Here is a 23,199-nt window from a genome sequence, read left to right as displayed (position 1 = left end):
GCGATGAGTCCTCGACACGCCACGCGTATCAGAATCAGGGCGACTACGGCCCTGCTCTGATTGGATGGGACACATGCCGCGAGCAAGCAAGGGAGACCGGGACATCATGGTCACGCGCCCACCGCGCGCCGTCGGTGACGCAATTCGACGCCGAGCGGACGAGACCGGGCTGTCCATCAGCGAATACATCGCCCATGTGCTGGCCAACGACGTTGGTCGTCCCGACCTGGCGCCCAGGGCGCAGCCCCGCGAGCAGAAGAGGCTCGACATAGCCGTATAGGGGAACGGGCGAAGCGCCCGTAGAAACACGAAAGCCGCCGTTACCAGCGGCGGCTCAGTGTTCAAGCAACTGACGTTTCGTGTGACCGGTTACCAGCCGGTCGAAGCGAATCCCAACCATCACGAAAGGCGGCTTCGTGCTGCCCACGATACCGCACGCCTACGCGCGTGCTCAACACCTGACACGCACCCCGGTGCACGACACGTTGCGGACGCACCGGCAGTGCGCACCCGAGCACGCCCGGCTCGTTGAGCTGGCCTGCCGGGCCGGGCGCACTAACCGTGACCTACTCCCCCGGCGGCACCAGGACGACCGTGGCGGCGTCGGTGGCCTGCGCACCACCGCCCCAGACGGCGCGTACGCGAAGATCCCGGCCTGGCTCTCCCGGGATCACTGGCTGTCCCGAGTGGTGCCGATCGTGGTTGCCTGCGAGGCGTACCGCCTGGCTGGCACGGTCTCCAAGGAGCTGCTGATCCGGTACCTGACGGTCCGCTCGGCGTACGCCGACCCGCTCACCGGCCGCCGCTGCATCGTGCGGCCGGACACCCTGGCCTCTGTGCTGGGGTGCAGCGTCCGCGCCGTCAAATACTGCCAGCGGGTGGCCCGGATGATCGGGCTAGAGAAGGTCATCACACCGGGGCGGATGCTCACATGGAAGGAGCGCGCCCCGTTGATGCGGGCCGGGTCCCGCCAGCGCGGTTTATCCACAGAAGTCGCGTTCACGGTGCCGTGGAGGTACCGGCGCATCTTGGGGATTTGCACCCCCCCAGGAGGTCAAGCTTTAGATAGAAACATCACTTACACACCTGGTCACCTGACGCACGAACAACCGACCGCAAGCGGTCGAAAGACGGTCGCGGCTTCGCCGCGGCGATCACCACGAAGGTGGGCGACGGTGCCGGGGCGTCGTCTGGCCGCTGAGGTGGCCTCAGCGCTGCCCTGGTGCGCCTCAGAGCCGCTAGGACGCCTCGCCCCAGCCCTGACAAGGTTCGCCGCCGCGCAGATCCCGTGGAGCGGCGCTGACGTAGTGACCGCGTTACGGTCCGCCGCGATCCGCCGTGGCCACGACTTCGAGGCACTGGCCACGATCGAGATACGCACCCGCCCCGCGATCCTGCTGGCCGGGCTGCTGCGCGACCTCGACCCCGACGCCGACCACCCCGCCCACGAACCTGCGACGACCGGTGACCCGTGGGTGACCGATCCGGTACTCGTCGACGGCGACCTCGACGAGTACGGCGAGGCCCTGCACCCCGCCCGCTGCCACGGGTCGCGGTGCGACGGCCGAGGCTGGATCGTCGAGGACCTCCTACAGGCCGGTGAAGACCGGCGCTGCCCGAACTGTCCCCCGCAGATCCGCGGGTGGCGGCCGCACTCCCCGTCCGCGGCTGCGGACGGCGAACCGCTGTTCTGACGACCGCGGTCTATCGCGGTGGCTGAGGTGGCCGACGCAGGCGGCGGCCACCTAGTAAGGCCGGGCCATCGTCGACCAGGCCGGGGATCTCAGCCAGGTAATCAGCCGCTTGCCTCTCGCTGGTTGCGACAGTGCGGACCGTTACCTCGGCTTCGTCGACGACCACGGTCAACTCAGGGATCACCACATCTCGAAGCGCCTTGCCCGTCCCCGACCGCAGAGATGGCGTCATATGGTCGCCCACGAACCAGCCGCGTCTCGTGCGATGAACACCGAGCACTGCGTCGCGCTTCGGGGAGGCGTAATACACCCACCGGCTGCGCGCACAACCCATCCGGTAGGCGAATAGCCCGGCCATCGGCCAGAACGCCACCACTAAAACCCTGGCCAGTACGACCAGCAGCATCTTCCGCGCACCGCTGCTCTTACTCGACCCGTGTCGCAGACCGGTGATCATCCACCGGACCAGCATCGGAGCATCACGCCACGACGGCGGCGGCGCACCGGCAATCGGCGGCGGCACAGGAATCTGGTTTTTCGTCATGGCGTCATTGACGCAGAGCACCACGACAATCGGCGCCCGTCCGGCCGCCCCCGTCCCCGATTTGCTTCATCGCAGGCCCCACAGCCGATTGGGGTCGGAGGCCACTGGTCGTACCTGGCCCGCGTCGACCCAGGCCGCGATGACCCGGCCCTCTGGGGTGCCGTCGTCGACCAGGCACAGCACATGCGCGCGCCAGGTGCCGGAGCGTCTGGCCCAGCCCAGCACCAGCCCCGCAGAGGGCGGCGCTAACGGGTGCCGATCATCGAGGCCGCGCACCCACACGTGCTTGACGCGGGCCGGACGCGGCCAGGTCCGCTCCGCACGTGTTTGTCCCACGCACGCCAGTATCTATCGAACACCCGTACTAATCACGGGATGATCCCAGCGACCACCGATTCGACGCCCGGCACCCGTCGCCATCGCTGCGGCGCGACCCCGGGCAAGCGTTCCACCAGGCCCGCGTCCCGCAACACCGCCAGATCCCGCTCCGGCGCTAGCGCTCCGATCCTCATCCGCAGCTGCGGCACGGTCAGCTCCTCGACCAGGGCCGCGAAAACCGCCAACCGCCGCGTCGTCGACAACGCCCGAAAAACCGCCGCCTTCGCGGCCAGGTCGTCGAGCTGAACCGCATCATCCAGCGCATTCATCACCACCGGCCCGAGGTTATGACCTTCGCGGGCGCCAACCGGCCCCAGCCGGGCCGCCGAAAGGCAAAGACGCAAGGAGGAGGGGGTGGGTCCGGGTCGGTGGTCCAGGGGGAATCCCCCGCGGAAAGCCCGAGAATCCGTGAGAAATCAGACGAAAGACAGGCTAAAACTACTAGACAGCATTGACCAACTAGACTAGACTGACAGTATCAACACGGCAGACCAACCCAGGGGAACTTACCAACCCCACCACCACCAAGGGAGCACACCATGAGCATTGACCACCAGGCCACACGCGACGCGATCAAAGACCAGGCGGCGGCGTTCATCGCCAACCCCAAGGGCTGGCCCGCTGCGATGGCGGCCCGGGCGCTGCGGCTGCGGGCAGGTCACCCCGCGTACTCCCCCACCAATCAGGCGTTGATCGTGTGCCAGTTGTGGAGCCGCTTCGAGCGTCAGGGCATGGGCGAGGGTGCTGCGTTCGATGCTGCGATCCGTGCAGCGGCCGAGGAGATCGCACCCCGGTATGTCTGGGCCAAGCGAGGTTTCACCCCGACCGGCGGCGCGTTGTCGATCTGGTCGCGGCCGGTGCCGCTGTGGATCGACCCGACCACCGGTAAGAAGGTCAGCAAGGACACCCCCGAAGCGGTCGAGCGGCGCGTCTTTCGCATCGAGCAGACTTACCGCGCCGTAGACGTGGCCGACCAGGACGGGCAGACCGGCGCGGCTGCGTTCACGGCGCCCGAGCTGCCCGAAGGCGAAGCGCGGGAGATCTTCGCGCGGCTGTCCGCATGGATCACCGATCAGGGTTGGACGGTGGAGCGGTCCGGCCGGGACATGGTGGCGAGCGGTCGCACCGTGCATGTGGCCCGGCGAATCGTGATTCACGGCGGCCTAGCCGGATGGGCGGCCGTCGAAACGCTGGCACACGAGATCGCACATGCCCTGTTGCACGGCGCCGATGATGACCGCCCCTACGCCGGAGAGCACCGCGGCGATATGGAAGCCGAGGCCGAAGCGGTGGCATTTGGTCTGCTGCGCGCGTTCGGTCACGACGAGCAGGCCCGCGGATCGGCCCGGTACGCGGCCGAGTGGACCCGCAGCCCCGAGCGGGTCGCCGCCGCCTATGAGCGCTCCTGTCACGTGCTCGACGCACTGGCCGCGGTGGCGCTGGGAACCGAAGGCGTCACGGTCGCGGCATCCGCCAAAGCGGAGAAGGCCCAAGCCAAGGCCGACAACAAAGCCCTAGCCGCCGCGCTGCGTGCGGCAGGTTTGGAGCCCAAGGGCGAGGCGTGGACCCGGGCCAAGGCAGGCGAGCCGGTCGAGCAGATCGCCGCCGAGCTGGCCGCCTAACCCGCCGCAGGCGGATCGGACCGGGCCACTACGGCCCGGTCCGGTCCGGCGAGGGGGCAGGCCCCCTCGCGCTCCCCCACCAGCGGGCCGACCCAGCGCCGGACCTGCGGCACCGGGTCGGAGCAACTCAGGGGCAATCAAGGCAAGAACGCGAGGATGAGGGGATGGGTCCGGGTCGATAGTCCAGGGGGAATCCCCCGCGGAAAGCCCGAGAATCCGGCGAGAAATCAGACGAAAGATCGGCTAAAACTACTAGACAGCATTGACCAACTAGACTAGAATGACAGTATCAACACGGCAGACCAACCCGGGGAACTTACCAGCCCCACCACCAAGGGAGCACACCATGAGTTGGACCGCAGCAAAACTCAGCACGGACCGTCGCGAAGCGATCGCGCGAGCTGCCCGGGCCGTTACGCGCCTGGCCGCTGACACGCAGGCCAAGCAGGAAGCGCACCAGCAGAACTCGATTGTGAACGACGTGTGCGCATTCACTGACCTAGAGGCATGGGATGCCGTGGCGGTGTTGGAGGGGTTGGTGTTGAGCCGGGGTCTTGCCACCAGCGCGCAGATCGAGGCCGACCGGCGAGCGTGCCGCTTCACCGCACCCGCTCCGCAGGCACCGGTCGAGGAGCTGGACCCGATGCGCCGGGAGTGCGAGGAGTGCGGAGCCGAACCCGGCCGGGACTGCGGACCGTTCTGCACGGGCCAAGACCAGGCGATCGGCCAGTAACGCGAGGCCGAGGAGAGCACCGGCCCCCCGGTGAGCCACGAGAGCGAACCGGGGGGACGGCATCAACACGGCGACCGGTTACCACGCCGGACGCACACCATGAGTCTACGAGGACAGGAAGCACACCAGATGGACGCTCAGAAGCCCACAGCAACACTGACCGAGGTATGGCGCACCCTCGACGAGCTGGTCGCGGCCGTGCGCGCCGCAGACGGCGACCGATACCGGGAGCTGCTGAACCAGGCCGAGCGGCAAGAGATCACCGAGGAGCAGATCCGCGACGCCCATGCCTGGGCTATGCGGACACCCAGCGCGCTACAGCTACACCCCGCGGACTTCGACTGGCGCGGAAGGACGGTGAAATAGAGCAAAGAACTCGTAGACAGTATTGACCAACTAGGCCATAATTAGAGCATCAACACGGCAGACCAACCACCACAACTAAGGAGCACACCATGAGCTACATCACCCGCACCGGCAACCTGGCCGCAGCGCCGGAGTTGCGCGAAGGAATCAATGGCCCGTACACCTTCGCCCGCGTGATCGTCACCGACCGGATCAAGGACGATGACGGCGCTTACAGCGATGGTCCCGCGATCGGCTACGACGTGGCCGTGTCCGGTTCCCAGGCCGTCAACCTCGTCGAGGCCGCGAAGGCCTCCGGCAACATCCGGGTCACGTTCAGCGGCCGGTACCGGGTCAGTGAGTACCGCAGCGAGAACGGAACGCGGTTGCAGCACGAGGTACGCGCCGAGGAGATCGGCGTGAGTCTGCGAGGGCAGCGCGTGACGATCACCAAGGGCACCGCGGCCGTGGCTGAGGACGAACCGCCGTTCTAAGAGGACCGCGACAGATGGCGGGGGAGTGGTCCAGGTGGCTCGCTTCCCCGCCGCACCGCATGATGACAGCCGCCAGCCGAAACCAGCAGCAGGAGTAGACGAATGAGCACCAGCCGACCAGCTCCGATCGTGGGAGATCTGAGCCTGACCACCGAGGACGGCGCGACCCTGAGCGCCCGCACCGATGTCGGACTAGCCGAGGCATGGGTACGTCACACGCTGGGCCGGCAGTGGGACCAGCTCACCTACGGCGAGCAGACCCGCCAGGTCAGCGAGGCGCTAGCTGAGCTGCGCCGGGCGCACAGTCAGAGCGCGTCATGAGCGCCCGGATCATCACCTTGTGCAACCAGAAAGGCGGGGTCGGCAAGAGCACCACGACCTTCCAGTTGGCCCGGGCGGCCGTGTTGCGTGGTCGCCGCGTGCTGGTGGTCGACAACGACCCGCAAGGCAATCTGACAACGGTCGCGGCCGAGAAGGAAGTCGAGGAGGACCAGGCGGGCCTCGCGGACGCCCTCAGCAGTCGAGCGGACGAGGCGATCAAGGACGTGATCGTTGCCGGGGTCTGGCCCGGCATGGACGTGGTGCCCACCAGCGGCGCCACCCTGGGATCAGTACGTGACGAGCTGGTGATCGCTGGCGCGGGCCGCGAAGGCCGGTTAGCGCGAGCCCTGGCCGAGGTAGTCGACGAGTACGACCTGATCCTGATCGACTGCGCGCCCAGCTTGGATCAGCTCACGATCAACGGCCTGACGGCCGCCGACGGCGTTCTCGTGGTCACGCACTCAAAACTGTTCAGCAGCAACGGACTTGGGCAACTGCTGACCACCATCGATGAAGTACGCACCTACTACAACGCCGGTCTGATCGTGGCCGGAGTGCTGGTGAACCAGCACGAGGAACGCACGGTCAGCGGTAAGACCTGGGTTGAGGAGTTGAACGCCGCAGCAGATACGCGGGGTCTACAGGTGCTCGATCCTCCCATTCCCAAGCGAGTAGTGATCTCTGATGCCACCGAGGCCGCGCGCGGCCTCGATGAGTGGGGGACGCCCGAGGCGGCCGCGATCGGCCAGATTTACGCCCACCACCTGACCGCAATCGAAGGAGCCTGGACATGAACCGCCCCGCACCCCGCAAATCGACCCTGGCCGGATCAACACCGGTAGCCCCGCCACCGGCTCCGGAGACCGCCGCGGCCCCCGCACCAAGTGCGCCCAAGCGGGCGGTCACGAAAACCTCGAGTTCAGCAACGGCACCGCGCAAGGCTGTAGCGGCTGCCGCGGACACGACCCGGATTGGGATCTACCTGACACCAGCCGAATTCGACAACGCCAAGGCCGCTTACCTGGCCGACTGGACCAACGGGGGAGAGGCCGACACCTTCGGACGGTGGATCGGTGCCGCGATCGACACCTACGCCGCACGCACCCCCAAACAGCGCTCCGGTGCACAACCGCGAGGCCGCGCCGATGAGCGCACCGGCGCGACCCGCTCATTCCTGGTCCCGACCGAGATCCTCGAACGGATGCGGGCCGCGATCACCGCCGATCGGTCCGCCGGACGCTGGCCCTCCGACAGCGCATGGTGCGGCGAAGCGATCGCATACAGCGTCGAGGAAGCCCGCGACCGCAACGGCGGCGACCTACCCACCCCGCCGCCACGGCTGCCGAACCGACTCGTGCGCTGAATGACCTCACACACCTACTAGACCACCGTGACCAACTAGACCAAGGAGCACGCCATGAGCGACGTTGATCCGCAGCACCAGGCCGTGAAAGACGCTGCCGTCCTCCTCAAAGCCGAGCGGTACTGGCAGCGCGGCCCGGAAGCGCAAGAGCATTACCTCAACGACGTGACCGAGCTGGCCCGCGAGGTCGCGTTCATACTCACCCAAGCAGGCGTCACATGGGAGGACGTGGCAGGCAGTGTCAGGGACGCCACCGGCACCATCGGGCAGCTGCTCGCCCTCGACCCCAGCGGACGCCTCGAATACGCCCTCACATCGGCGGTCGATCGCAGGATCGGCAAACCGCAACTCCGAGTAATTGACCAGTGACTATCTAGCCAGCATTGACCAACTAGACTAGACTGACAGTATCAACACGGCAGACCAACCCCGGGGAACTTACCAGCCCCACCACCAAGGGAGCACACCATGAGCATTCAGCACAGCAACACCTACATCGTGAAGGTCACCGACACGGACGAGGACGGATCGGAGGAGGTCTGGTTCGTTGGTCCCCTCGGCGCTGATGAGGCCGACCAGATGGCCGATGCGCTCGAATGCGATCCCAACGTTGGCCATCTCGGCCCGTTCCGGCGGCGCCGTGAGTGCTGCGTCGAGGACCTCTATTCCGCCAATAACTGCCGCACCGTGCAGCCGTAGGGACGTCGGGACACCGACTCCCTCTACTAACCCCAACCAGTGGTGGCCTGGCCAGCGAGGCAACGCTGACCAGGCCCGGATCGAGATAGGAGCTCGAACCATGAACAACTTTACGAACCTCGCGGGCAGCGCGACTCCGGGTCCAGGCGTACCAGCCGGAGAAGCCGCATTCGAGCACGTGATGAGCTGGTGCATCTGGCTCGCCAGCGTGCTGGCGGTCCTTTCAGTAAGCCTCTGGATCATCCGGTCTTGCTGGCAGCGCGGGAGTTTGGCGCCCTACACACTGACCGAGCGCACACCCAAGAGTGAAAAGCCCGCGGTGGTCAGGTCGAAGAGTGAAAAGCCCGCGGTGGTCAGGTCGAAGAGTGAAAAGCCCGCGGTGGTCAGGTCGAACCCAGAGCCTGAGGCAGTTCAAATTCTCCGGCGGAGCGCGCGGACGGGCGCAGCCAGCACCCTCCTGCGCCTGCTGAACGGGGACCTCGATGCGGGCCGTCGGGATCGTGTGAATCGTGTCTGTGAAGCCATCATCAACGCGGCCACCAGCTTTGAGGACATTCCCCCGACTCTGAGGGCTGAAGTGACAGACGACGGGACGACACCCGCTCAGGATTACGGCAAGATCCTCGACCTCGCGAGCAATGACATTGACGCGATGGTGCGGGACGAAGCGAACACCGTCATTGACCAGATTCGGGCGTTGCGCCGGTACGCCGAGCAATGGGCGGCGACCAGCGCGGACCTTACTGTCGGTGCAAGAGGCCAGACTGGGGGGAGTGGATCAAAGAAGAAGAGCTGGGCGCGCGGGACGAAGGAGAAGGGCTGATGGTGACGGACGAGGATCACGTCGGCACAGGGTCCGGTCTGAGCGCGGCTGAGGAAGTCGCGATCACGGTCCGGGCGTGGGTGCTGGGCATCTGCGCTGTCCTAGCGTTCGTGGCGGCGGTCGCCGCATTCGCGAGCCAGGCATTGCATAGCTCGGCTGGTTGGATCGCGGTCCCGGGTTACACCGCTTTCGCCGGGCGGAGGCATCTGTTGAATCAGCTCCCGCATCGGCCCGAGCCGCGATCAGCCCTCACGTCAGCGGCGTGGCCGGTAATAGACGCCGCACCAGCGGCGGCCGCAGCCTTCATCTGCGCCGGGTCTAGCAACTTCTGGGCGCTGGGTCTGCTCGCCGTGGTGTTCGTAGGGTTCGAGGTCGTGCGGTTCCCGCGGCGTACCTCCCAAGACGAGCATGCGTCATGATCTGCGAACCTTGCCGCGAGCCGCACATCGCAGCCGATTGCATCGATACCAAGGCGGGTCGGACGGGACCTCAGCGGGTCTGTTACTGCCAGCACAAACCTCGCCAGAACGGAGACCAGTGATGGGTGCCGATAGGCCAGTGTTCGCAGTGAAGGGGTTGCCTATCGACGAACGCGACACCTACCTCTCGATTCGTGAGGGGGATCAGTTCGAGGCCGGAGTCAACAGTCGGGGGCAGCTAGTCATCAGGGTGCTCTCGACTAACGAGGAGCACCAGGCGCTGCGGATGGATTCAGCGGGCGAGTGGTCGGTCATACCGAGTTGGATCGCTTTTGATGCCGACCACGCCAACACCGGGACATTGATCGATGGGCTGATCGAGGCCCTCACACAAGCGCGGAACTCGTAGGGAAGGTGGGAGCAAATGCGAGCGAACATGATCGTCGCGGACCTGTCGGCGCTGCTGGTCTACTGGATGTTTGAGGCTGGCCCCACGGGTTTGCAGGCTCATCCCAGTCGAGGGTGTAGACGGGGTCTGAACCCGCCGGTCTCGAGCAGGCTCCTGGCGATGTAGTTGGTGAGGTTGCGGAACCCAAGAGCACTGCCGCGGAGGTGTTCGAGGCGGCCGTTGATCGCCTCGGTCGGACCGTTGGACGTGCCGGGGCGGTCGAAGTAGGCGAGCACGTCGTCGGCGCGCTTCCTCAGCGTCCGGCCGAGTGTGGTGAGTTCGACCAGCGCCCTCGGGACACCGCTGCTGATCGAGGCAATCAGGTTGGCCATGAGCTCGCGGCCGTGGTGGCGGTCTTCGTGGCGGTAGGCGGCGATCATCCGCTGGTAGATCCCCCAGGTCGCCTCGACCTCGACATGCTCCTCGGCCCCGAACAACGTGCGGAGTCGAGCGGCCTGCTTGTCGGTCAGCAGCTCGGCGCCGGTGTGCAGGGTCCGCCGCGCGGCATACAGCGGGTCGCCCTTCATCCCGCGGTGGCCGTGGATGGCCTGCTGCACCCGGCGCCGGCACCGGTCGAGCGCGTCCCTGGCGAGGCGGACGACGTGGAACGGATCCATGACCGCCACCGCGTCGGGGAGCTCCTCGGCGGCGGCGGTCTTGAAGCCGGTGAACCCGTCCATCGCGACGACCTCGATCCCGTCGCGCCAGGTGTCGGGTCGGGCGGCGAGCCAGGTCTTGAAGGCCTCCTTCGAGCGACCCTCGACCATGTCCAGCAGCCTGGCGGGGCCGGTCTTGTCGCGGATCGGGGTCAGGTCGATGATCACGGTGACGTACCTGTCGCCGCGCCTGGTGTGCCTCCAGACGTGCTCATCGACGCCGATGACCCTCACGCCGTCGAAGCGGGCCGGGTCGTCGATGAGAACACGTCGGCCTTCAGCAAGCACGGCGTCGTTGGCGGTGTCCCAGGCGACGTCGAGTCCCTCGGCGATCCGGGTGACGGTGAGGTGCTGCACGACCAGCGCTTCGAGCGCCCACCGCAGCCCACGGCGCGAGAGCTTCGACCGCGGCTCGGCCGCACGGGTGGTGTCTTGGCGCCACACGTGCCCGCAGCCGGTGCAGCGGTAGCGACGCACCGCGACCTCCAACACCGTCGGTCGCCACCCCAGCGGCTCGTGCGCGAGCCGACGGATCACGGTGTCCCGAGCAGCGCCTTCGGCGCCGCAGCGTCGACACCACTCGTCCGGGGTCAGGACTCTGCAGGCGAGCACCGCGCGGTCGGGCTCGAGGCGCTGGCCGGTCACGACGAGGTCGAGTTCGTCGAGTCGGCAGAACGTTGTCAGGTCCGGGCGAGCGAAGCGGGCCCGAGCGGTAGCGACAGGCAACGACGTCAGACCTCCGGATGTCAGGCGTGGAACGTCATCTTCCGAAGACCTCGACCACGATCTAGCCACCGTCGCGCCGGAGTCGCTTCGATCAACGAGTACACCTCATCAGAAGCCCGTTGCCAAGGCCTTGCTCCGTTGTGAGCGACGACGTCGTGGGGATGGGGATCTCAGTCAGTGCAGGGCGCCGAGCTCGACGAGAAGAACGCCGGCGATGATGAGTGCGATGCCGCCCATCATGAGCGCGGTGAGCGGCTCCTTGAAGAGGGCTTTGGACGCGACGGCCGTTAGGGCAACTCCGGACGCTGCCCAGATGCCGTAAGCGACACCGAGGCCCAGGCCCTCATTAAGGGCGAGGGTGAGAAACGCGAAGGCCAAGAGGTAGCCGCCGGCGACGGCGGCGTAGTAGGCGCGGACGCCAGTAGCTGCCATGCGCAGCGAGAGGGTAGCGCTGACCTCGGCAATGATGGCTCCGAGGAGGAACAGGTAAGCCATCAGGTGGCTTCTTCGAGGTTCTTGACCGCGTGCTGGGAGCCGAGTTCGACGGTGAGGACGCCGGCAATGATGAGGACGATGCCGACGCCCATGAGTGCGGTGAGGGTTTCATCGAAGATCAGCGACGACATCACGGCGGTGGTGGCGACACCGAGGGCGCCCCAAATGCCGTAGGCGACGCCCAGCGCCATGCCCTGACGCAGAACGAGAGCGAGGAGAATGAACGAGGCGATGTAGCCAGCCGCGACGAGCACGTACAGTCCGGGTCGATCGAGTGCTCCCTTCAGCGACAGCGAACCGGTGACCTCGCTGAGGATGGCCCCCGCGAGCAGTAGCCACTTGGTCATGAGTTCTCCTGGATGAGGTGGTGTGCGAGTGCTCGAATGGCGTCGGTGTCCTCGTCGGATAGGGCGATGCCGTTGCCGGCGGTGTTGAGCCAGATGCCGTCGGCCAAGAGTCGGACGCCGTGGAGGCGGGCCCGCTGGTCGGCCGGAAGGGTCTCGGGGACGTCGACCCAGGCCCCCATGCGGCTGTTCCATCGCTCGGTGAGCGGCTCGCGCAGGCGGGGGTCGGTGAACATGACCAGGTCGCCGTAGTCGAACGGCCCGTCGCAAGCCCAGTCAACGTAGGCGGCGAGGCGTTCGCTGATCGTGGGTACGTTTGGGTTGGTGGTAGCCAGGCGGGCGGCCAGATCCCGCTCGTAGCCGTCGAGGAGGTAATCGATGACGGCGGTCATCAGTGCTTCCTTGGTTGGGAAGTGGTACATCAGGCCAGCCTTAGTGATTCCTGCAGCGCGAGCTGCGGACACCAGGGAAACAGAGGCGCCAGTGCGGGCCCACGCAAGAGTGCTGGCGAGAACGCCGCCTCGCGCCGACGGTCGGTGGGCAGGTGCACTAGTACTCATATCGACAACTCTACCTACCGGTAGGGTAAGTAACAAACTCATGGTGAGCTGGGCCTCCCGAGCTGAGCGTCAGCATGCTAAGAGCGTGACCGCCCGGCACCTACGACGCCCCGGCCAAGGCGATCAACGGATGACTCGAACACCTCTGTGACTTCCGCGCGTGGGTTCCGAAACCTCATCAACTATCGCTAGGCCACTACTCAAAGCCGGCGACTTCCAGACCGCGACTACACCCTCGATTGGGATGAGCCGGTTTGCAGCGCACTGTGGGGATGGTGGTGTCCGGTATCGCCATCGTTGCTCTGGCCATTGCCACGCTGATTGATCTCGGTATCACGATCCGCAGAGAACTTCGAGGTCGAGAGTGATGCCGCGGACCCTGTTGTTCATCCCGGCCGGGGTATCGGTGCTCCTGGCTCTGGTTGCGATCTGGGGCGTTCCTGCCGCACATCTGAGTCACGGGTCGGCGCTGGCCGTCGGCTGGTCGCTGACCGCGCTGTCCGTGGTGTCAGCGGTTATGTCTGTGGTGCTCGCTCGCGAGTATTTGAGGGATCAGCGGTAGGGGTGCGCCGCCGCCGGTAACGGTCGTTACCGGCCGGGTCGACCTACCCTCTCGCACTGAAGGCTGCGCGCACCTCTTGCTGCTCCTCGGCTGTGATCCCCTGGGGCAGGATGGCCCACTGTAGGTTGTGAATGGCGTCCTCCCTGCTGAGCGGTGCCCATCCTGCCCGCGCTCTGGCCGCGTTGAACGAGACGAGGTAGGCGTCGACGACCTCGGCGGCCAGACCCGCGCCCGCGAGACGGTATGCGTCAGTGATCACACGCCCGGTGTCGTCCCCGAGATGGTGGATCAGATCGTCCGGCTTACTGCCGGACTTAGCGATCCCGAGTTCGAGCTCGGCGGCGTAGGCACCGATTTCTTTGGCTCGGGCGAGCAGCTCGGCGGCACGGTCTGAAGTGGACATTGGCTATCTCCTTGGTGGTCGGCACGTTCGATTCTGTCTTGGTGGTCCGACAAGGGCGCTACGCGGCGAGTCGATCTGTAGGAAGTCGACAGGACCTCTCGACGGCGCAGATTCGGTCGTTTTCGGCGCACCCGAACCGGTGCAGCGTCACCCGCGAGATTCCGCGGGTGACGCTGCACCGAAACTCGGAGCCGAAACCAATTTGCGCCGAAACTAGATCGGACCGTTTTTGACGTGATCCGCCGTAGACTTGGCGAAGGAGATCTCCACCAGCAAGGAGCGGTCATGGCATTGGACGTTGAGCAGCGTTGGCCCGAGTTGTTCGAGCAGCTCGACGCGAGGCAGCGGCGAGCGGTCCTGAACGCGCTGGCCGCGTCCTGGCATGAGGGGTGGGTCCCCAACCGCGAGGACGTGGAGAACCTGACGGATGAGGCCCGGGGAGCCATCGACGAAGAAGAATTTGTCCGCCGCGCGTTGGCAGCGGCTGAACGTCGCCATCCTGCCGCGGCGTCGACGGTCGCGTGAGCGAGTTCGATTCCTGGGAGTCGTACTTCTATCCAGAAACGATTGACTGGACCGGCAACGGCACACTCCGTAACAACTTCGGTCTGCGCGACGCCGACCGGCTCAGCGACATTGAGTACGCCATCACGGCGCGCGCTGCGCGCGAGTGGGCAACGACACCCCATCAAGATCTGGGGTGGGGCGAGGCGCGAGCAAAGGCGATCCATAAACACCTGTTCCACCGGATCTATGAGTGGGCGGGGGAGTACCGGACCGTTCCGATCGGCAAGGGGCAGAGCAGGTTCGCCCACCCCGATGAGATTCCGGCAGTGCTGCAAGCGGTCGAGGGATTCGTGCGTAGCCGCGAGTGGTCAGAGTTGGGCCGGGAGGAGTTCGCGCGCGATGTCGCAGTCACGTTCGCGTGGGTCAACGCGACCCACGCTTTCCGTGAGGGGAACGGACGCACAACCAAACTGTTCTTGGATGACGTTGCCCGGCAATCGCCGTGGGAGCTGCACTTCGATGAGGTGACTCCCGACTGGTGGAACGAGATCTCGGAGCGTACGACGCTGCGTGAGGATCGCCATCAGCCTGACCCGGCGCCGATGGTTCCGGTCCTTGCGGCGATCACTCACCCGCGCAGCACCGCACAGCCCGCAGGGTCATCGAGTGGTCTGTCGGCTGCGGTGAGGGCGTCGTACCCGCTGGCGCCGGGTTCTAGCGTGCCTGAGTCGCCGTCGAGCAGCCCGCGGCAGCAGGGCGGCTACCGGAACGACGAGCGCGGCCGTGGCCGGTGACTTGATCGGGTACGCCCGGGTCTCAACCAGGGACCAAGACCCGGGCAGCCAAGAGACCATGCTGCGGGCGGCGGGGTGTCGTCGCGTATTCGTCGACCACGGGGAGTCCTCGCGCACCGTCGACCGGCCACAGTGGCGCGAGTGTCTGACGTTCTTGCAGGAGGGCGACACGTTGGTCGTGCGCGCCTTGGACCGGTTGGCCGGCACTACGACGATGGCGATCCAGATCATCAACGAGCTGCACGATCGAGGTGTCAATATCAAGTCGTTGACCGAGCCGGATATTGACACCACCACGCCGATGGGGCGGGCGCTGTTCGGGATCGTGGCGGTGTTCGCGCAGTTACGGGTCGACACGATCCGGTCGAACACGCGCCTGGGTTTGGAGGCTGCCAGGGCGCAGGGCCGGGTTGGTGGTCGACCGTCGGTGATGACCCCGGACCGGGTTGACCAGGCGCGCAGGATGCGTGCCGAGGGTCTCACCTATGCGGCGATTGCTCGCACGCTGGGCGTCGGGGCCTCATCGGTCCGTCGGGCCCTTTAGAGCCTGAACGATCGGGTGGCAGGCGATCACTTGCACGTACCGGGTGGCCAGCTTGCCCGGTGTGACGACGGCTTCGTAAACGTCGTCGACGAGGAGTTGTGGAGCGTAGATGACTGCTTCTTGTTCGTCGGCCAGGCCGTCGTCCCGGTCGCCGACGTACAGCAGTCGTTCGACACGGATCTTGAGCAGCCACCCGCTGCCGAGAGAGGCGCTGCCGGTCCCGTAGGGGCAGAACTCGGGATTAGCCGCTGCGCGTGGTGACAGTGATGTGGACAGCGGTATTGGGACACGTGTCAGTACGTGCCCGGGCTGAGCCTCGCGCGCGGCTGCCGTGAAGCTGGTGCGGTGAGTGCTGGGACTCTCGCCGCGCCACACGGTTACGGGTCGGCGCAGTTGGCCGAGCGGACTTTGGATGAACCGGATGATGGCGGCCTCTGTAGGTGTCGGCTCCGTCCGCACCCATGACGTGCTGGGCTTGCTGGTGGTGTCGTGTGACTGCATTAGTTCAGCCGCGCGATCACCGGCGTCTTGGAACGCTTCACGGACGACTTCGAGGTCGGCCTGGACGGCTTCGAGTTCGTAGCCGCCGTGGATGGCTCGCATCAACCACGCGTCGGGTAACGGAACACTGAACCCAACCGCTCGGCGCACATCTTCGCGGACCAACTCGGCGCTGGGGCGCCCCCAGCTTGGAGCCCCCGGGGGAGGACTCAGGCGTGCCACCGACTCGGCTACTAGCGCCCGGCGCGACCCGATGACGGCACCGTCGCGCCTGTCCCTGGCGTCGAACCTCCTCTGATCCGCTCGACGCCGCCACCACCGGCTAGTGGACGCGTCGTAGCTGTCATCTGCCTGTCGCGCGGCATCACATAACGCACGGACGTGAAGCGTCACAGGCGAATCCGTCGGCCCGGGAGCGGAGCGCCCCACGTTGCCCGTCATGCCTTAATTGTCAGCCGTTACGGCAGGTGCCTCGCCCGTGCCACGCCGTGACCTACGGGAGCGTGCTCGCGCGGGTTTGGTTGGCTCGCTGATCCCGAGTTCGGCTAGCTGTTCGGGGGTCCATCCTGCCTTCCTTGCGGCCGCGTAAGCGGCCTGGTCGGCGGTTTGCGCGTCGGTGAGGCGCTGCCGCGCGTCGACCAGGCTCCGCACGGATTCCAGGCGCTTGTCGTTCATGACCCGCGCGGCGTTTTCGACTGCTTCTGCGTTGAATTCGCTCATGCCGATACTGTACGCGCCGAAACGGTCCGCGGCACGTTATCGGCGCACCCAAGCCCGCACCTACGGTGCGCAACGACCAAAGGCTGTGCCTGACGGAGCAAGCTAGGCATTTAGCATGGCTAAATGGGGTTCCGCGGCTGGACGCGCGGCGGAACTGGGGCCACACTGGGGTGTGGCCGGTCCCCGCTGGGGCGGGGTCGCTGCGCTGGGCCGAGGGACGGGCAAGGAAGGAGGCGGCGGGCGTGGATGGTGAGCAGGTGAGCGGTCGCCGTTTTGGGCGTCGTCGGCGGGCGAATGCGGCCGGTGGGCGTCAGCATCAGCACCAGGTGAAGGTGACACCGGAGGAGGAGGCGTTGTTGTTGCAGCGTGCGCTTGCTCAGGGTGTGACGGTGCCGCGGTTGTTGGTGGAGTCGGCGTTGGCTGCTGAGCGTGGTGAGACGGTCACGGAGCGGCGGAACGCTGCGGCGGAGTTGTTTGGTGTGCACCGGTTGTTGGGGACTATCGCGAACAACGTGAACCAGATGGCGAAGGCCACGAACGCGACGGGTGAGGTGCAGCGGGAGTTGTCCGGGGCGATGGCTGCGGTGCGCCGGGTCGCGGACCGGATTGATGCTGTTTTGGATGAGTTGGTGCGGTGATGGTGCCGTGATGCCGAACGTGACTCGTGGCGACCGCGCCGCGGGTTTGATGTGCTACTTGGTGGGCGAGGGTAAGCGCAACGAGCACACCGACCCGCACTTGGTTGCTGGTGACGGCGCGATGCTGGCGTGGCATGACGACAACCAGCTGGGTAAAGCGTCTGCGATGGCGATCGCACGTCACTTGGAACGTCCGAACAAGGTGTACGGCGTGGACGTTCAAGGCGGTCATGTGTGGCATTGCTCGCTGTCGCTTCGGGCTGATGAGGGTGAGTTGTCCGATGAGCGGTGGCAGGAGATCGCGAACGACTTTGTGAGTCGGATGGGCTTTGACGATCAGGAGGGAACCAAGGCCCCGTGCCGGTGGGTAGCGGTCCGTCACGGACTGTCGACGAACGGGAACGACCACATTCACGTGGTGGTGAACCTGGTCCGTGAGGATGGCACGAAGGCCGCGCCGTGGCGGGACTACAAGACCGCTCAGGACGCATGCCGGGAGCTGGAAAAGAAGTACGGCCTGATGCCAGTCGAGGGACCAGAGCGCGGCCTGGCGACGCGCGGTTACCACCCGGCCGAGGCCGAAGCTCAGGCCCGCTCGAAGGCACGGGCGAAGTACGACACGTGGCGCGAACAGGAGGCCAGGCAGGGACGCCAGCACCCGGTGTGGCGGCAGCTTCCCGCGGCCGAGCGTGGCGCCCGGATGAACGCGGAGCTGACCGCGGACCAGCCCCGGGTTGCGCTGGCCCGGGCGGTGCGGGGTGCGCGGCCGCGGCTAAGGATGAGGCGGAGTTTGTGCGCCGGATGCGGCAGCAGAACTTGCTTGTTCGGCCGCGGTACGCCGATGGTGGAACGGACGTGATTACCGGGTATTCGGTGGCGGCGCGACCGGTCGCGGGTGAGCGCCCGATTTGGTACGGCGGGAACCGGTTGGGTCGGGATCTGTCGTTGCCGCGGTTGCGGTCGATGTGGGAGGACACACCGCAGGGCGCGCAGGCCGCAGCGGATGAGTGGGCGGCCGCCAAGCGCGGGAAGCGGCCGGTCGCACCGGGTCGGGAGACGCGCACACCACCGCCCGCGGTGTGGGAGAAATACCAGGCCGAGATGGCCACGCAGTTGAAGATCCTGGCGCAGACCCCACCGGGTGATCAGGCACGGTGGGCGATCGCGGCCCGGGACGCAGCGGGTGCGTTCGCGGCGTGGTCGACCAGGGTCGAGGCGACGCCGGGACCGTTGGCCCGGGCGGCGGATGAGCTGTCGAAGTCGGCGCAGACGAAGCGGCCGGTCACGGGTGTGCCGGTCCACAAGACCTCGTTCGCTGCGTCCGCGATGTTGCTGGCGGCCGCGGGCGGTAAGAACAATGCCGCGGCGCAGGCCGCGGTCATCGCGCAGCTGTTCCGGTCGGCCGCGGCGATCAGGGACATGCGCGCCGCTTCTGGCCAGGTCCGCAGACAAGCGGCGTTGGACCAGTTGATGCGTGAGGAGCTGGTGCAGGTTGCCCGGGCGTACGCACCGGCCGGTGTTGCGTCGTCGACCGTGCCCCAGTCGACGACGCACTCGGTTACCGGCGAGACGTTGACACCGGCTCAGGCGTCGTTCCCCAGCCCGATTCCGGGCCGGTTGACCCCTACGGGCGGCAACTCGCAGGCCCGGCCGACCGAGGCAGACGCGGCGCGTCGCCGGGGTCGCGGTCGCTGACCAAACCGACAAGACATAAACCGGAGTATCGTTAATTTTTCGCTACTGGTGTATAGTTATTGGTGGAGAGGCGGACTGACCGCATCGAGGAAGGCCGAAGATGAATACCACCGAATGGGCCAGCACCGCCGAGGCGTTGGACTGCATCAAGGACGAGACTCGGTCCCTGATCCACGAGCTGGGAACTGGACCGGCGTTCTCGTTCCTGGCCGGTGCGAATCTGCGAACCGGCGAAGGTCTGGCCGCGTGCACTTGGCAACTGGATGCGGTACGGGCCTTCCTGACCGGAAACCAGAGCGCGGACCGGACGCTCATCGCTGGTGAGTGCGTCGCCTACGCCGGTCGGCACACGGCCGGGTCTGAGCGCTACGAGTCGGCCCGTCGGCTCCTCTTCGAGCAGGGCGCGGCCGAGGCGTTGCCGTGGACCGGGCTCGCTTACGCTGCCCGCTGGTTGTCGGCCTACCTGACGGCCCAGCAGTGGGTGGAGAACGCGCAAGGTTTCGGTCGGGTCACCGACTTGGCCGACGCGATCACGGACGCCGATTGGGCTGAGATCCAGCGCGGTATCGGCGCATGAGTGAGGACCTGGCCCGCAGCGTCTACGAGCTACCCGCACGGCATGAGGAGAACCCGTGGTGGGCGGCGACGATCATCGATGACCACGGCAACCGGTTCCCCCTGGCCTACGAGCCGAACCCGGCCTGGGAGCCGCATGGGGACGAGCCGCGCGGTTTGTATCGCGGCAGCATCCCCGGCTCACGGCACACCCGGTTCTCATTGTCCCGGTCCCCGCAGGTCGGCAAGGCGATCATCTTCCACTTTGGGGAGGCGTACCCGGCACCCGACGCGGGGACCGCTCTGACCCGGATCAAATCGCATCCCGTCGTGGAAATCCTGCGTCACGACGACGGACCGGACGGCTCGGACTACAACCTCGCACCGTTGCGCCAGGCGTTGGAGGCCTTGGAGCGAGCAGAGGAGGCGATCAAGAGCGCCCGTTTCGAGCGGGATCGTCAGATCGAAGCTCTGCTGTCGCAGGGTGTGAAGGCTGCGACGCTGGCCCGGGTGAGTGGACTATCCCCGGCGATGGTCGGCCGGATCGGCACCTGGGGCGCGTTCCCCGGCGACGACGTGACCGCGCCGGATGCGGAAGGCCGCACACCCTGACCGAAACGGTCACGGCATGTCTACCCGCCTCATCACCACATCTGGTCGCTAACACGCGAAACTGCCCGCCCCTTCTTCTGGGCGGGCAGTTTGCACGGAGTTCAGCGACGACGGCCGAGCTGCTTGCGTTTCGCCTTCGTTGCGGTGGTCGTCGCTGAGGGCGAGGACTTCTCCGGGCTGGTTGCTGCTGTCGCGGGTGCGCCGTAGGACACGTCTGCGCGGAGCCGGGTCTGCACGTTCTTTTCGGGCACGCCTTCGGCGCGCATCGAGTCCGCGAACTTCTCCCGCCGGTCGGCGCTGTCGTAGCTGCGGTCCGCGGCTCCTGCCGCTGTTGCGGCTGCTTTGCGGAATGCGGCTTCGTCGACGCGGCCGTTCTCGCTGTGCCATTCGGCTCGGTAGCCGAGTGTTTCTGGGCTGAGGTCGATTTCGAGGTCCTTGTCCGGGACCAGTTGCCCGTGCTCGGTTTCGTAGTAGCGCTGCTGGTCGTCTGCGACCGAGTTGCCCGTCAGGATCACGGGTATGTCGCCGTCCTCTGAGCGGTAGAGGGCCGGTCCGGCCGCCGGGTCGGCCTGGTCGGTGCTGAGGTCGTCGACCGGGCCGGTCGACGCTTCGCTGGTGCCGGGGGTGTCCATGTCGGGGTCGTTCTCGGCGTCGCGGTGCTCGGTGTGGGCTGAGTCCGCGAGATCGTCGAGGCCGTTGGCTCGGGCCATGAGCCGCTCGGCTTCCACCACGTCGGCGTCTGCTCGACCCTGCTCGGTGTCGGCGGCTTTGGTGTTGGTGGCGTCGTCGAGTTTGTCTTTCAGGCTCTCGGGGGTGTCATCGGGGGTGATCTCGACGTTCCACCGTTCCTTGACCTCACCCGCGATCAAGGCGGCGTTATCTGTGGCCCATTGCTGATCGGGCCAGGCGGTAGTGGTGCGGTAGGCCTCGACAACTTGGTCGGGTGTGGCGTTGTCCCACCAGTCGGTGCGGCGCAGCGGTTCTAGGGATGCCTGAGCGGCGCTCTGCTGGGCATCCAGGCGTGGCCCGCTCGGGGCGCTGTCGTCGCCTGCGGCAGCGCTTTGGCGGTCGTTGATCTTGGCGTGACGGCGCCTGGCCCATTGCTCGGCGGCCTGGGCGGCGGCCGCGACACCGGTTCGTATGGTGGAGTCGAATTCGTCTGCGATGCCGTCTGGCTGGTCGTGGATCTCGCTCATGGTGTTGTGCTCCTGTTCGGTTAGGCGGCGATCGGGTCGGCGTCGGTAGTGGTGGCGTGTTCCCCGGGTGCGGCGAGCCGCTCGTCGGGGAACATGCCCGGCGGGGGCGGGGTGTACGGCAGTGGTTCGCCGGTCCGGTTCTTGGAGTCGGAGTTGGCGAACGGGCCGCGAGAGTCGAGCAGGACGGCCATGTGGTGGTCGGCGTGGTCTTTCCACCACACGCTCATCCCGGTGGCTGGGTCGAGCCGGAGTTGTTCCCAGGACCGCCACAGGGCGGTCAGCCGGATCACGGCTTCGTCGTAGTCCCACCAGTTCGCGGCCCACACCGCTCCTTGCCCGGTGCCTGCGATGACGCGCCGGTAGGTCTGGATCAGGTATTCGCGCACGAACTCATCCACCGATCCGTACACCAGCGGCGGCGGCTCGTCTGGTGATGGCGCCGCCGGGGCTAGGCCGTTGACGGCTTCTTCCCACTCGTCAGTCGCGCTCATCTCAGTGGTGCTCATCGGTGTTTCCTTCCTGTTGGTCGACCTGGCGAAGCTGGGTGAAGGCGTCCGCGATCGTCGCGGCGCCGTTGGGGTCGTTGAGGGTGATGGAGGCTCGCACGTCGTGGGCGTGCGGACCGTTCATCCAGGGTTTGGTGCGGATCATGGCGGCGCGGTTACCAGAGGACAGCACCACGGCCCGGCCCTTGGGCAGCGCGGCGAGCTGCTCGACGTCCAAGATCCGCTCCCGGGTGAGCTGGCGGCTGGTCGACCGGTAGCCCTTGCCCGCGCTGATCGAGCTGGTGAGTTTGTCGTAGTCCCCGATGAGCTTGGACAGTTTGTCGAGGAAGTCCTCTTCGGAGACACCGCCGCGTAAACCTTCACGTTGGCCGAGGACCAGAGCTTCTGCATCCCGGAGGCACCCCACACCTCAACGCCCTGCGACCAGGATTGAAGGATCGTCATGATGATGATTCCGCGAGATCCGAAGTGGGAGTAGAGATCTGGCAGGCGCCGCCAGCGGCACACGTTCGCGGCCTCGTCCAGGACACACAGCATCGGAGTAGCGAGCCGGCCGCCGGCCATTCGGTGGCCAGGTCGGTCGCGGCTTCGGTCACGGCCACCGTCAAGGCGGTGGTCAGCGGCCCGGTGGTGCCTTCGCCTTCCATGCTCAGGGCGTACAGCGTTGAGCCGTCGCGCACGAAAGCGTGCGGGTCGAACTGTGGCCGCTCGTCGAGCTGGCCACGCTGGGCGGGCGAGGTCACCCAGGCAGCGACCGCGGGCGAGGTCAGGCAGGTAGCCATCTGCTTGGCCGTGCCGTAGACGCCGCCGCGCTGCTCATCCGGGTAGGCCATGATCCCGGCGAGCTGATCGGCCACCAGGTCGTAGGGGCTGTCACGCAGGATCTCCACCGGGGACTGGTCGTTGGGGCGGATCAGCCACCGGTACACCTCAGTGATCGGGCGCCGACCCAGGGCAGCGGCAAGATCAGCGAGGCGAGGAGGTTTTGCGCGTCGCCGTCGAAGTACGCATCGGACTTGGCATCCGCCGAGCGTGACCCGGCGATGAAGTGCCCGCCAGGCCGCGGGCCTTGGTGTCGTCGGTGACGTACGTCAGCGGGTTCCACCACCAGTCCGCCGGTTCGAGGGCAACCTGTTGAGGGTCGAATACCCACACCTGGCCGTGCCGTTCGCGGATCAAGCGGGTTGCGTCCAACAGGTCGCGTTTGTTGGAGGTACAGACCACCGCGCCCGGTGCGTCGAGCACAGCCGGGACCGCCCGGGAGGTCGTCTTACCGGTGCGTGGCCCCCAAATGTCCAGGTG

General features: G+C 66.6%; 38 protein-coding genes and 1 pseudogene. 23 read left to right on the top strand and 16 right to left on the bottom strand.

Going from position 1 to position 23,199, the window contains the following annotated elements; genetic code table 11:
- Positions 1 to 73: 73 nt before the first annotated feature.
- Complete coding sequence (locus DR843_RS19360) at positions 74 to 280, top strand: toxin-antitoxin system (RefSeq protein WP_109689518.1); 207 nt, start codon at positions 74 to 76, stop codon at positions 278 to 280.
- Between the two features lie 390 nt (positions 281 to 670).
- Here the strand turns inward: DR843_RS19360 and DR843_RS19355 are convergent, their stop codons facing one another.
- Positions 671 to 1,027 (bottom strand): hypothetical protein, encoded by a 357-nt coding sequence (locus DR843_RS19355; protein WP_146202668.1) that lies wholly within the window; start codon positions 1,025 to 1,027, stop codon positions 671 to 673.
- Between the two features lie 148 nt (positions 1,028 to 1,175).
- Between DR843_RS19355 and DR843_RS19350 the strand changes: the two genes are divergently transcribed.
- Entirely contained in the window at positions 1,176 to 1,694 is a 519-nt protein-coding gene (locus tag DR843_RS19350; RefSeq protein WP_146202667.1) for a hypothetical protein, read from the top strand.
- Between the two features lie 10 nt (positions 1,695 to 1,704).
- Here the strand turns inward: DR843_RS19350 and DR843_RS19345 are convergent, their stop codons facing one another.
- From DR843_RS19345 to DR843_RS19340, 3 genes are all read right to left on the bottom strand, one after another.
- Positions 1,705 to 2,238: a hypothetical protein gene (locus DR843_RS19345; protein ID WP_146202666.1), complete on the bottom strand. Its 534-nt coding sequence runs from the start codon at positions 2,236 to 2,238 to the stop codon at positions 1,705 to 1,707.
- A 66-nt stretch (positions 2,239 to 2,304) separates the two neighbouring features.
- On the bottom strand, positions 2,305 to 2,574 hold the full coding sequence (locus DR843_RS19890) for a hypothetical protein (protein WP_146202665.1): 270 nt from the start codon (positions 2,572 to 2,574) through the stop codon (positions 2,305 to 2,307).
- Between the two features lie 32 nt (positions 2,575 to 2,606).
- Positions 2,607 to 2,885, bottom strand: a complete 279-nt coding sequence (locus DR843_RS19340; protein WP_146202664.1) for a hypothetical protein — start codon at positions 2,883 to 2,885, stop codon at positions 2,607 to 2,609.
- Positions 2,886 to 3,155: 270 nt separating this feature from the next.
- On the opposite strand from DR843_RS19340, the gene DR843_RS19335 reads away from it, so the two are divergent.
- The 12 genes from DR843_RS19335 (at position 3,156) to DR843_RS19280 (ending at position 9,844) form a co-directional block, all read left to right on the top strand.
- A complete protein-coding gene (locus DR843_RS19335; protein WP_109689478.1) occupies positions 3,156 to 4,238 on the top strand; it encodes an ImmA/IrrE family metallo-endopeptidase in 1,083 nt (360 codons plus the stop codon).
- A 346-nt stretch (positions 4,239 to 4,584) separates the two neighbouring features.
- Positions 4,585 to 4,971, top strand: a complete 387-nt coding sequence (locus DR843_RS19330; RefSeq protein ID WP_109689476.1) for a hypothetical protein — start codon at positions 4,585 to 4,587, stop codon at positions 4,969 to 4,971.
- A gap of 129 nt (positions 4,972 to 5,100) precedes the next feature.
- Positions 5,101 to 5,337, top strand: a complete 237-nt coding sequence (locus DR843_RS19325; protein WP_109689474.1) for a hypothetical protein — start codon at positions 5,101 to 5,103, stop codon at positions 5,335 to 5,337.
- 89 nt (positions 5,338 to 5,426) lie between these two features.
- Positions 5,427 to 5,810, top strand: a complete 384-nt coding sequence (locus DR843_RS19320) for a single stranded DNA-binding domain-containing protein (protein WP_109689472.1) — start codon at positions 5,427 to 5,429, stop codon at positions 5,808 to 5,810.
- 102 nt (positions 5,811 to 5,912) lie between these two features.
- The gene (locus DR843_RS19315; RefSeq protein ID WP_109689470.1) at positions 5,913 to 6,131 is read left to right on the top strand and encodes a hypothetical protein; all 219 of its coding nucleotides are present in this window, start codon (positions 5,913 to 5,915) and stop codon (positions 6,129 to 6,131) included.
- Positions 6,128 to 6,925 carry a ParA family protein gene (locus DR843_RS19310; protein WP_109689468.1) on the top strand — a complete coding sequence of 266 codons (798 nt, stop codon included), beginning with the start codon at positions 6,128 to 6,130 and terminating at the stop codon, positions 6,923 to 6,925. Before DR843_RS19315 ends, DR843_RS19310 begins: the two co-directional genes overlap by 4 nt.
- On the top strand, positions 6,922 to 7,494 hold the full coding sequence (locus DR843_RS19305; protein WP_109689466.1) for a hypothetical protein: 573 nt from the start codon (positions 6,922 to 6,924) through the stop codon (positions 7,492 to 7,494). The genes DR843_RS19310 and DR843_RS19305 overlap by 4 nt, the downstream gene beginning before the upstream one ends.
- 54 nt (positions 7,495 to 7,548) lie before the next feature.
- Positions 7,549 to 7,863: a hypothetical protein gene (locus DR843_RS19300; RefSeq protein WP_109689464.1), complete on the top strand. Its 315-nt coding sequence runs from the start codon at positions 7,549 to 7,551 to the stop codon at positions 7,861 to 7,863.
- 99 nt (positions 7,864 to 7,962) lie between these two features.
- On the top strand, positions 7,963 to 8,193 hold the full coding sequence (locus tag DR843_RS19295) for a hypothetical protein (protein ID WP_109689462.1): 231 nt from the start codon (positions 7,963 to 7,965) through the stop codon (positions 8,191 to 8,193).
- Positions 8,194 to 8,293: 100 nt separating this feature from the next.
- On the top strand, positions 8,294 to 9,016 hold the full coding sequence (locus DR843_RS19290) for a hypothetical protein (protein WP_146202663.1): 723 nt from the start codon (positions 8,294 to 8,296) through the stop codon (positions 9,014 to 9,016).
- Positions 9,016 to 9,435: a hypothetical protein gene (locus DR843_RS19285; RefSeq protein WP_109689458.1), complete on the top strand. Its 420-nt coding sequence runs from the start codon at positions 9,016 to 9,018 to the stop codon at positions 9,433 to 9,435. Before DR843_RS19290 ends, DR843_RS19285 begins: the two co-directional genes overlap by 1 nt.
- A gap of 148 nt (positions 9,436 to 9,583) precedes the next feature.
- The gene (locus tag DR843_RS19280) at positions 9,584 to 9,844 is read left to right on the top strand and encodes a hypothetical protein (protein WP_146202662.1); all 261 of its coding nucleotides are present in this window, start codon (positions 9,584 to 9,586) and stop codon (positions 9,842 to 9,844) included.
- A gap of 98 nt (positions 9,845 to 9,942) precedes the next feature.
- Here DR843_RS19280 and DR843_RS19275 read toward each other — a convergent pair whose 3' ends face one another.
- From DR843_RS19275 to DR843_RS20430, 4 genes are all read right to left on the bottom strand, one after another.
- Positions 9,943 to 11,265 (bottom strand): ISL3 family transposase, encoded by a 1,323-nt coding sequence (locus DR843_RS19275; protein ID WP_109689454.1) that lies wholly within the window; start codon positions 11,263 to 11,265, stop codon positions 9,943 to 9,945.
- Positions 11,266 to 11,439: 174 nt separating this feature from the next.
- Positions 11,440 to 11,760, bottom strand: a complete 321-nt coding sequence (locus DR843_RS19270; protein ID WP_006947550.1) for a DMT family transporter — start codon at positions 11,758 to 11,760, stop codon at positions 11,440 to 11,442.
- Positions 11,760 to 12,107, bottom strand: coding sequence for a DMT family transporter (locus tag DR843_RS19265; protein WP_006947560.1), 348 nt, complete (start codon positions 12,105 to 12,107; stop codon positions 11,760 to 11,762). The genes DR843_RS19270 and DR843_RS19265 overlap by 1 nt, the downstream gene beginning before the upstream one ends.
- A complete protein-coding gene (locus DR843_RS20430; protein ID WP_170119972.1) occupies positions 12,104 to 12,526 on the bottom strand; it encodes a TetR/AcrR family transcriptional regulator in 423 nt (140 codons plus the stop codon). The genes DR843_RS19265 and DR843_RS20430 overlap by 4 nt, the downstream gene beginning before the upstream one ends.
- 505 nt (positions 12,527 to 13,031) lie before the next feature.
- On the opposite strand from DR843_RS20430, the gene DR843_RS19255 reads away from it, so the two are divergent.
- A complete protein-coding gene (locus DR843_RS19255; protein WP_146202661.1) occupies positions 13,032 to 13,226 on the top strand; it encodes a hypothetical protein in 195 nt (64 codons plus the stop codon).
- Between the two features lie 43 nt (positions 13,227 to 13,269).
- On the opposite strand, the gene DR843_RS19250 is transcribed toward DR843_RS19255, so the two are convergent.
- Positions 13,270 to 13,629 (bottom strand): hypothetical protein, encoded by a 360-nt coding sequence (locus DR843_RS19250; RefSeq protein WP_109689449.1) that lies wholly within the window; start codon positions 13,627 to 13,629, stop codon positions 13,270 to 13,272.
- A gap of 285 nt (positions 13,630 to 13,914) precedes the next feature.
- Between DR843_RS19250 and DR843_RS19245 the strand changes: the two genes are divergently transcribed.
- From DR843_RS19245 to DR843_RS19235, 3 genes are read left to right on the top strand one after another with little or no spacing between them, the layout of a single operon-like run.
- Positions 13,915 to 14,154 (top strand): antitoxin VbhA family protein, encoded by a 240-nt coding sequence (locus tag DR843_RS19245; RefSeq protein ID WP_109689447.1) that lies wholly within the window; start codon positions 13,915 to 13,917, stop codon positions 14,152 to 14,154.
- Positions 14,151 to 14,930 (top strand): Fic/DOC family protein, encoded by a 780-nt coding sequence (locus DR843_RS19240; protein WP_109689445.1) that lies wholly within the window; start codon positions 14,151 to 14,153, stop codon positions 14,928 to 14,930. The genes DR843_RS19245 and DR843_RS19240 overlap by 4 nt, the downstream gene beginning before the upstream one ends.
- Positions 14,920 to 15,474 carry a recombinase family protein gene (locus tag DR843_RS19235; protein WP_172461526.1) on the top strand — a complete coding sequence of 185 codons (555 nt, stop codon included), beginning with the start codon at positions 14,920 to 14,922 and terminating at the stop codon, positions 15,472 to 15,474. Before DR843_RS19240 ends, DR843_RS19235 begins: the two co-directional genes overlap by 11 nt.
- Here DR843_RS19235 and DR843_RS19230 read toward each other — a convergent pair.
- Together DR843_RS19230 and DR843_RS19225 are read right to left on the bottom strand one after the other, a co-directional pair.
- Positions 15,451 to 16,077: a hypothetical protein gene (locus DR843_RS19230; protein ID WP_109689443.1), complete on the bottom strand. Its 627-nt coding sequence runs from the start codon at positions 16,075 to 16,077 to the stop codon at positions 15,451 to 15,453. The two genes, DR843_RS19235 and DR843_RS19230, sit on opposite strands and share 24 nt — an antisense overlap.
- 342 nt (positions 16,078 to 16,419) lie before the next feature.
- Positions 16,420 to 16,695 (bottom strand): hypothetical protein, encoded by a 276-nt coding sequence (locus DR843_RS19225; protein WP_109689441.1) that lies wholly within the window; start codon positions 16,693 to 16,695, stop codon positions 16,420 to 16,422.
- Between the two features lie 257 nt (positions 16,696 to 16,952).
- On the opposite strand from DR843_RS19225, the gene DR843_RS19220 reads away from it, so the two are divergent.
- The 5 genes from DR843_RS19220 to DR843_RS19200 all read left to right on the top strand — a co-directional run bounded on the left by DR843_RS19220 (position 16,953) and on the right by DR843_RS19200 (position 20,195).
- On the top strand, positions 16,953 to 17,333 hold the full coding sequence (locus tag DR843_RS19220; protein WP_245934268.1) for a MobC family plasmid mobilization relaxosome protein: 381 nt from the start codon (positions 16,953 to 16,955) through the stop codon (positions 17,331 to 17,333).
- A gap of 10 nt (positions 17,334 to 17,343) precedes the next feature.
- Positions 17,344 to 18,192, top strand: coding sequence for a relaxase/mobilization nuclease domain-containing protein (locus tag DR843_RS20885; protein WP_342767202.1), 849 nt, complete (start codon positions 17,344 to 17,346; stop codon positions 18,190 to 18,192).
- Positions 18,189 to 19,028 carry a hypothetical protein gene (locus DR843_RS20880; RefSeq protein ID WP_109689437.1) on the top strand — a complete coding sequence of 280 codons (840 nt, stop codon included), beginning with the start codon at positions 18,189 to 18,191 and terminating at the stop codon, positions 19,026 to 19,028. The genes DR843_RS20885 and DR843_RS20880 overlap by 4 nt, the downstream gene beginning before the upstream one ends.
- Before the next feature lie 100 nt (positions 19,029 to 19,128).
- Positions 19,129 to 19,605: a hypothetical protein gene (locus tag DR843_RS19205; RefSeq protein ID WP_109689435.1), complete on the top strand. Its 477-nt coding sequence runs from the start codon at positions 19,129 to 19,131 to the stop codon at positions 19,603 to 19,605.
- The gene (locus tag DR843_RS19200) at positions 19,602 to 20,195 is read left to right on the top strand and encodes a hypothetical protein (RefSeq protein WP_109689433.1); all 594 of its coding nucleotides are present in this window, start codon (positions 19,602 to 19,604) and stop codon (positions 20,193 to 20,195) included. The genes DR843_RS19205 and DR843_RS19200 overlap by 4 nt, the downstream gene beginning before the upstream one ends.
- 101 nt (positions 20,196 to 20,296) lie before the next feature.
- On the opposite strand, the gene DR843_RS19195 is transcribed toward DR843_RS19200, so the two are convergent.
- From DR843_RS19195 to DR843_RS20690, 5 genes and pseudogenes are all read right to left on the bottom strand, one after another.
- Positions 20,297 to 21,391, bottom strand: coding sequence for a hypothetical protein (locus DR843_RS19195; RefSeq protein WP_109689431.1), 1,095 nt, complete (start codon positions 21,389 to 21,391; stop codon positions 20,297 to 20,299).
- 20 nt (positions 21,392 to 21,411) lie between these two features.
- On the bottom strand, positions 21,412 to 21,897 hold the full coding sequence (locus DR843_RS19190; protein ID WP_245934267.1) for a DUF4913 domain-containing protein: 486 nt from the start codon (positions 21,895 to 21,897) through the stop codon (positions 21,412 to 21,414).
- On the bottom strand, positions 21,884 to 22,303 hold the full coding sequence (locus DR843_RS20700; RefSeq protein ID WP_425451582.1) for a TraM recognition domain-containing protein: 420 nt from the start codon (positions 22,301 to 22,303) through the stop codon (positions 21,884 to 21,886). The genes DR843_RS19190 and DR843_RS20700 overlap by 14 nt, the downstream gene beginning before the upstream one ends.
- A 5-nt stretch (positions 22,304 to 22,308) precedes the next feature.
- Positions 22,309 to 22,434: pseudogene (locus DR843_RS20955) on the bottom strand (TraM recognition domain-containing protein); the annotation flags it as partial.
- 429 nt (positions 22,435 to 22,863) lie between these two features.
- The coding region (locus tag DR843_RS20690) for a type IV secretory system conjugative DNA transfer family protein (protein WP_170119969.1) at positions 22,864 to 23,199 on the bottom strand (336 nt) is incomplete at its 5' end.

The organism is Branchiibius hedensis (assembly GCF_900108585.1).
Classification (GTDB): Bacteria; Actinomycetota; Actinomycetes; order Actinomycetales; family Dermatophilaceae; genus Branchiibius; species Branchiibius hedensis.
Note: the sequence above shows the minus strand (reverse complement) of the source record. Positions and strands in the feature narration are given on the sequence as shown.

What these genes read in the sequence shown, in the direction of transcription:
- DR843_RS19290 (WP_146202663.1), top strand. Translation starts at nt 8,294, where the DNA reads ATGAACAACTTTACGAACCTCGCGGGCAGCGCGACTCCGGGTCCAGGC.
- DR843_RS19205 (WP_109689435.1), top strand. Translation starts at nt 19,129, where the DNA reads ATGAATACCACCGAATGGGCCAGCACCGCCGAGGCGTTGGACTGCATC.
- DR843_RS19230 (WP_109689443.1), bottom strand. Translation starts at nt 16,077, where the DNA reads ATGCGAGCCATCCACGGCGGCTACGAACTCGAAGCCGTCCAGGCCGAC.
- DR843_RS19250 (WP_109689449.1), bottom strand. Translation starts at nt 13,629, where the DNA reads ATGTCCACTTCAGACCGTGCCGCCGAGCTGCTCGCCCGAGCCAAAGAA.
- DR843_RS19200 (WP_109689433.1), top strand. Translation starts at nt 19,602, where the DNA reads ATGAGTGAGGACCTGGCCCGCAGCGTCTACGAGCTACCCGCACGGCAT.
- DR843_RS19320 (WP_109689472.1), top strand. Translation starts at nt 5,427, where the DNA reads ATGAGCTACATCACCCGCACCGGCAACCTGGCCGCAGCGCCGGAGTTG.
- DR843_RS20885 (WP_342767202.1), top strand. Translation starts at nt 17,344, where the DNA reads ATGCCGAACGTGACTCGTGGCGACCGCGCCGCGGGTTTGATGTGCTAC.
- DR843_RS19360 (WP_109689518.1), top strand. Translation starts at nt 74, where the DNA reads ATGCCGCGAGCAAGCAAGGGAGACCGGGACATCATGGTCACGCGCCCA.
- DR843_RS19300 (WP_109689464.1), top strand. Translation starts at nt 7,549, where the DNA reads ATGAGCGACGTTGATCCGCAGCACCAGGCCGTGAAAGACGCTGCCGTC.
- DR843_RS19245 (WP_109689447.1), top strand. Translation starts at nt 13,915, where the DNA reads ATGGCATTGGACGTTGAGCAGCGTTGGCCCGAGTTGTTCGAGCAGCTC.
- DR843_RS19330 (WP_109689476.1), top strand. Translation starts at nt 4,585, where the DNA reads ATGAGTTGGACCGCAGCAAAACTCAGCACGGACCGTCGCGAAGCGATC.
- DR843_RS19285 (WP_109689458.1), top strand. Translation starts at nt 9,016, where the DNA reads ATGGTGACGGACGAGGATCACGTCGGCACAGGGTCCGGTCTGAGCGCG.
- DR843_RS19325 (WP_109689474.1), top strand. Translation starts at nt 5,101, where the DNA reads ATGGACGCTCAGAAGCCCACAGCAACACTGACCGAGGTATGGCGCACC.
- DR843_RS19270 (WP_006947550.1), bottom strand. Translation starts at nt 11,760, where the DNA reads ATGGCTTACCTGTTCCTCCTCGGAGCCATCATTGCCGAGGTCAGCGCT.
- DR843_RS20430 (WP_170119972.1), bottom strand. Translation starts at nt 12,526, where the DNA reads ATGTACCACTTCCCAACCAAGGAAGCACTGATGACCGCCGTCATCGAT.
- DR843_RS19255 (WP_146202661.1), top strand. Translation starts at nt 13,032, where the DNA reads ATGCCGCGGACCCTGTTGTTCATCCCGGCCGGGGTATCGGTGCTCCTG.
- DR843_RS19225 (WP_109689441.1), bottom strand. Translation starts at nt 16,695, where the DNA reads ATGAGCGAATTCAACGCAGAAGCAGTCGAAAACGCCGCGCGGGTCATG.
- DR843_RS19355 (WP_146202668.1), bottom strand. Translation starts at nt 1,027, where the DNA reads ATGCGCCGGTACCTCCACGGCACCGTGAACGCGACTTCTGTGGATAAA.
- DR843_RS19195 (WP_109689431.1), bottom strand. Translation starts at nt 21,391, where the DNA reads ATGAGCGAGATCCACGACCAGCCAGACGGCATCGCAGACGAATTCGAC.
- DR843_RS19335 (WP_109689478.1), top strand. Translation starts at nt 3,156, where the DNA reads ATGAGCATTGACCACCAGGCCACACGCGACGCGATCAAAGACCAGGCG.
- DR843_RS19265 (WP_006947560.1), bottom strand. Translation starts at nt 12,107, where the DNA reads ATGACCAAGTGGCTACTGCTCGCGGGGGCCATCCTCAGCGAGGTCACC.
- DR843_RS19315 (WP_109689470.1), top strand. Translation starts at nt 5,913, where the DNA reads ATGAGCACCAGCCGACCAGCTCCGATCGTGGGAGATCTGAGCCTGACC.
- DR843_RS19310 (WP_109689468.1), top strand. Translation starts at nt 6,128, where the DNA reads ATGAGCGCCCGGATCATCACCTTGTGCAACCAGAAAGGCGGGGTCGGC.
- DR843_RS19295 (WP_109689462.1), top strand. Translation starts at nt 7,963, where the DNA reads ATGAGCATTCAGCACAGCAACACCTACATCGTGAAGGTCACCGACACG.
- DR843_RS19340 (WP_146202664.1), bottom strand. Translation starts at nt 2,885, where the DNA reads ATGAATGCGCTGGATGATGCGGTTCAGCTCGACGACCTGGCCGCGAAG.
- DR843_RS19190 (WP_245934267.1), bottom strand. Translation starts at nt 21,897, where the DNA reads ATGAGCACCACTGAGATGAGCGCGACTGACGAGTGGGAAGAAGCCGTC.
- DR843_RS19345 (WP_146202666.1), bottom strand. Translation starts at nt 2,238, where the DNA reads ATGACGAAAAACCAGATTCCTGTGCCGCCGCCGATTGCCGGTGCGCCG.
- DR843_RS19305 (WP_109689466.1), top strand. Translation starts at nt 6,922, where the DNA reads ATGAACCGCCCCGCACCCCGCAAATCGACCCTGGCCGGATCAACACCG.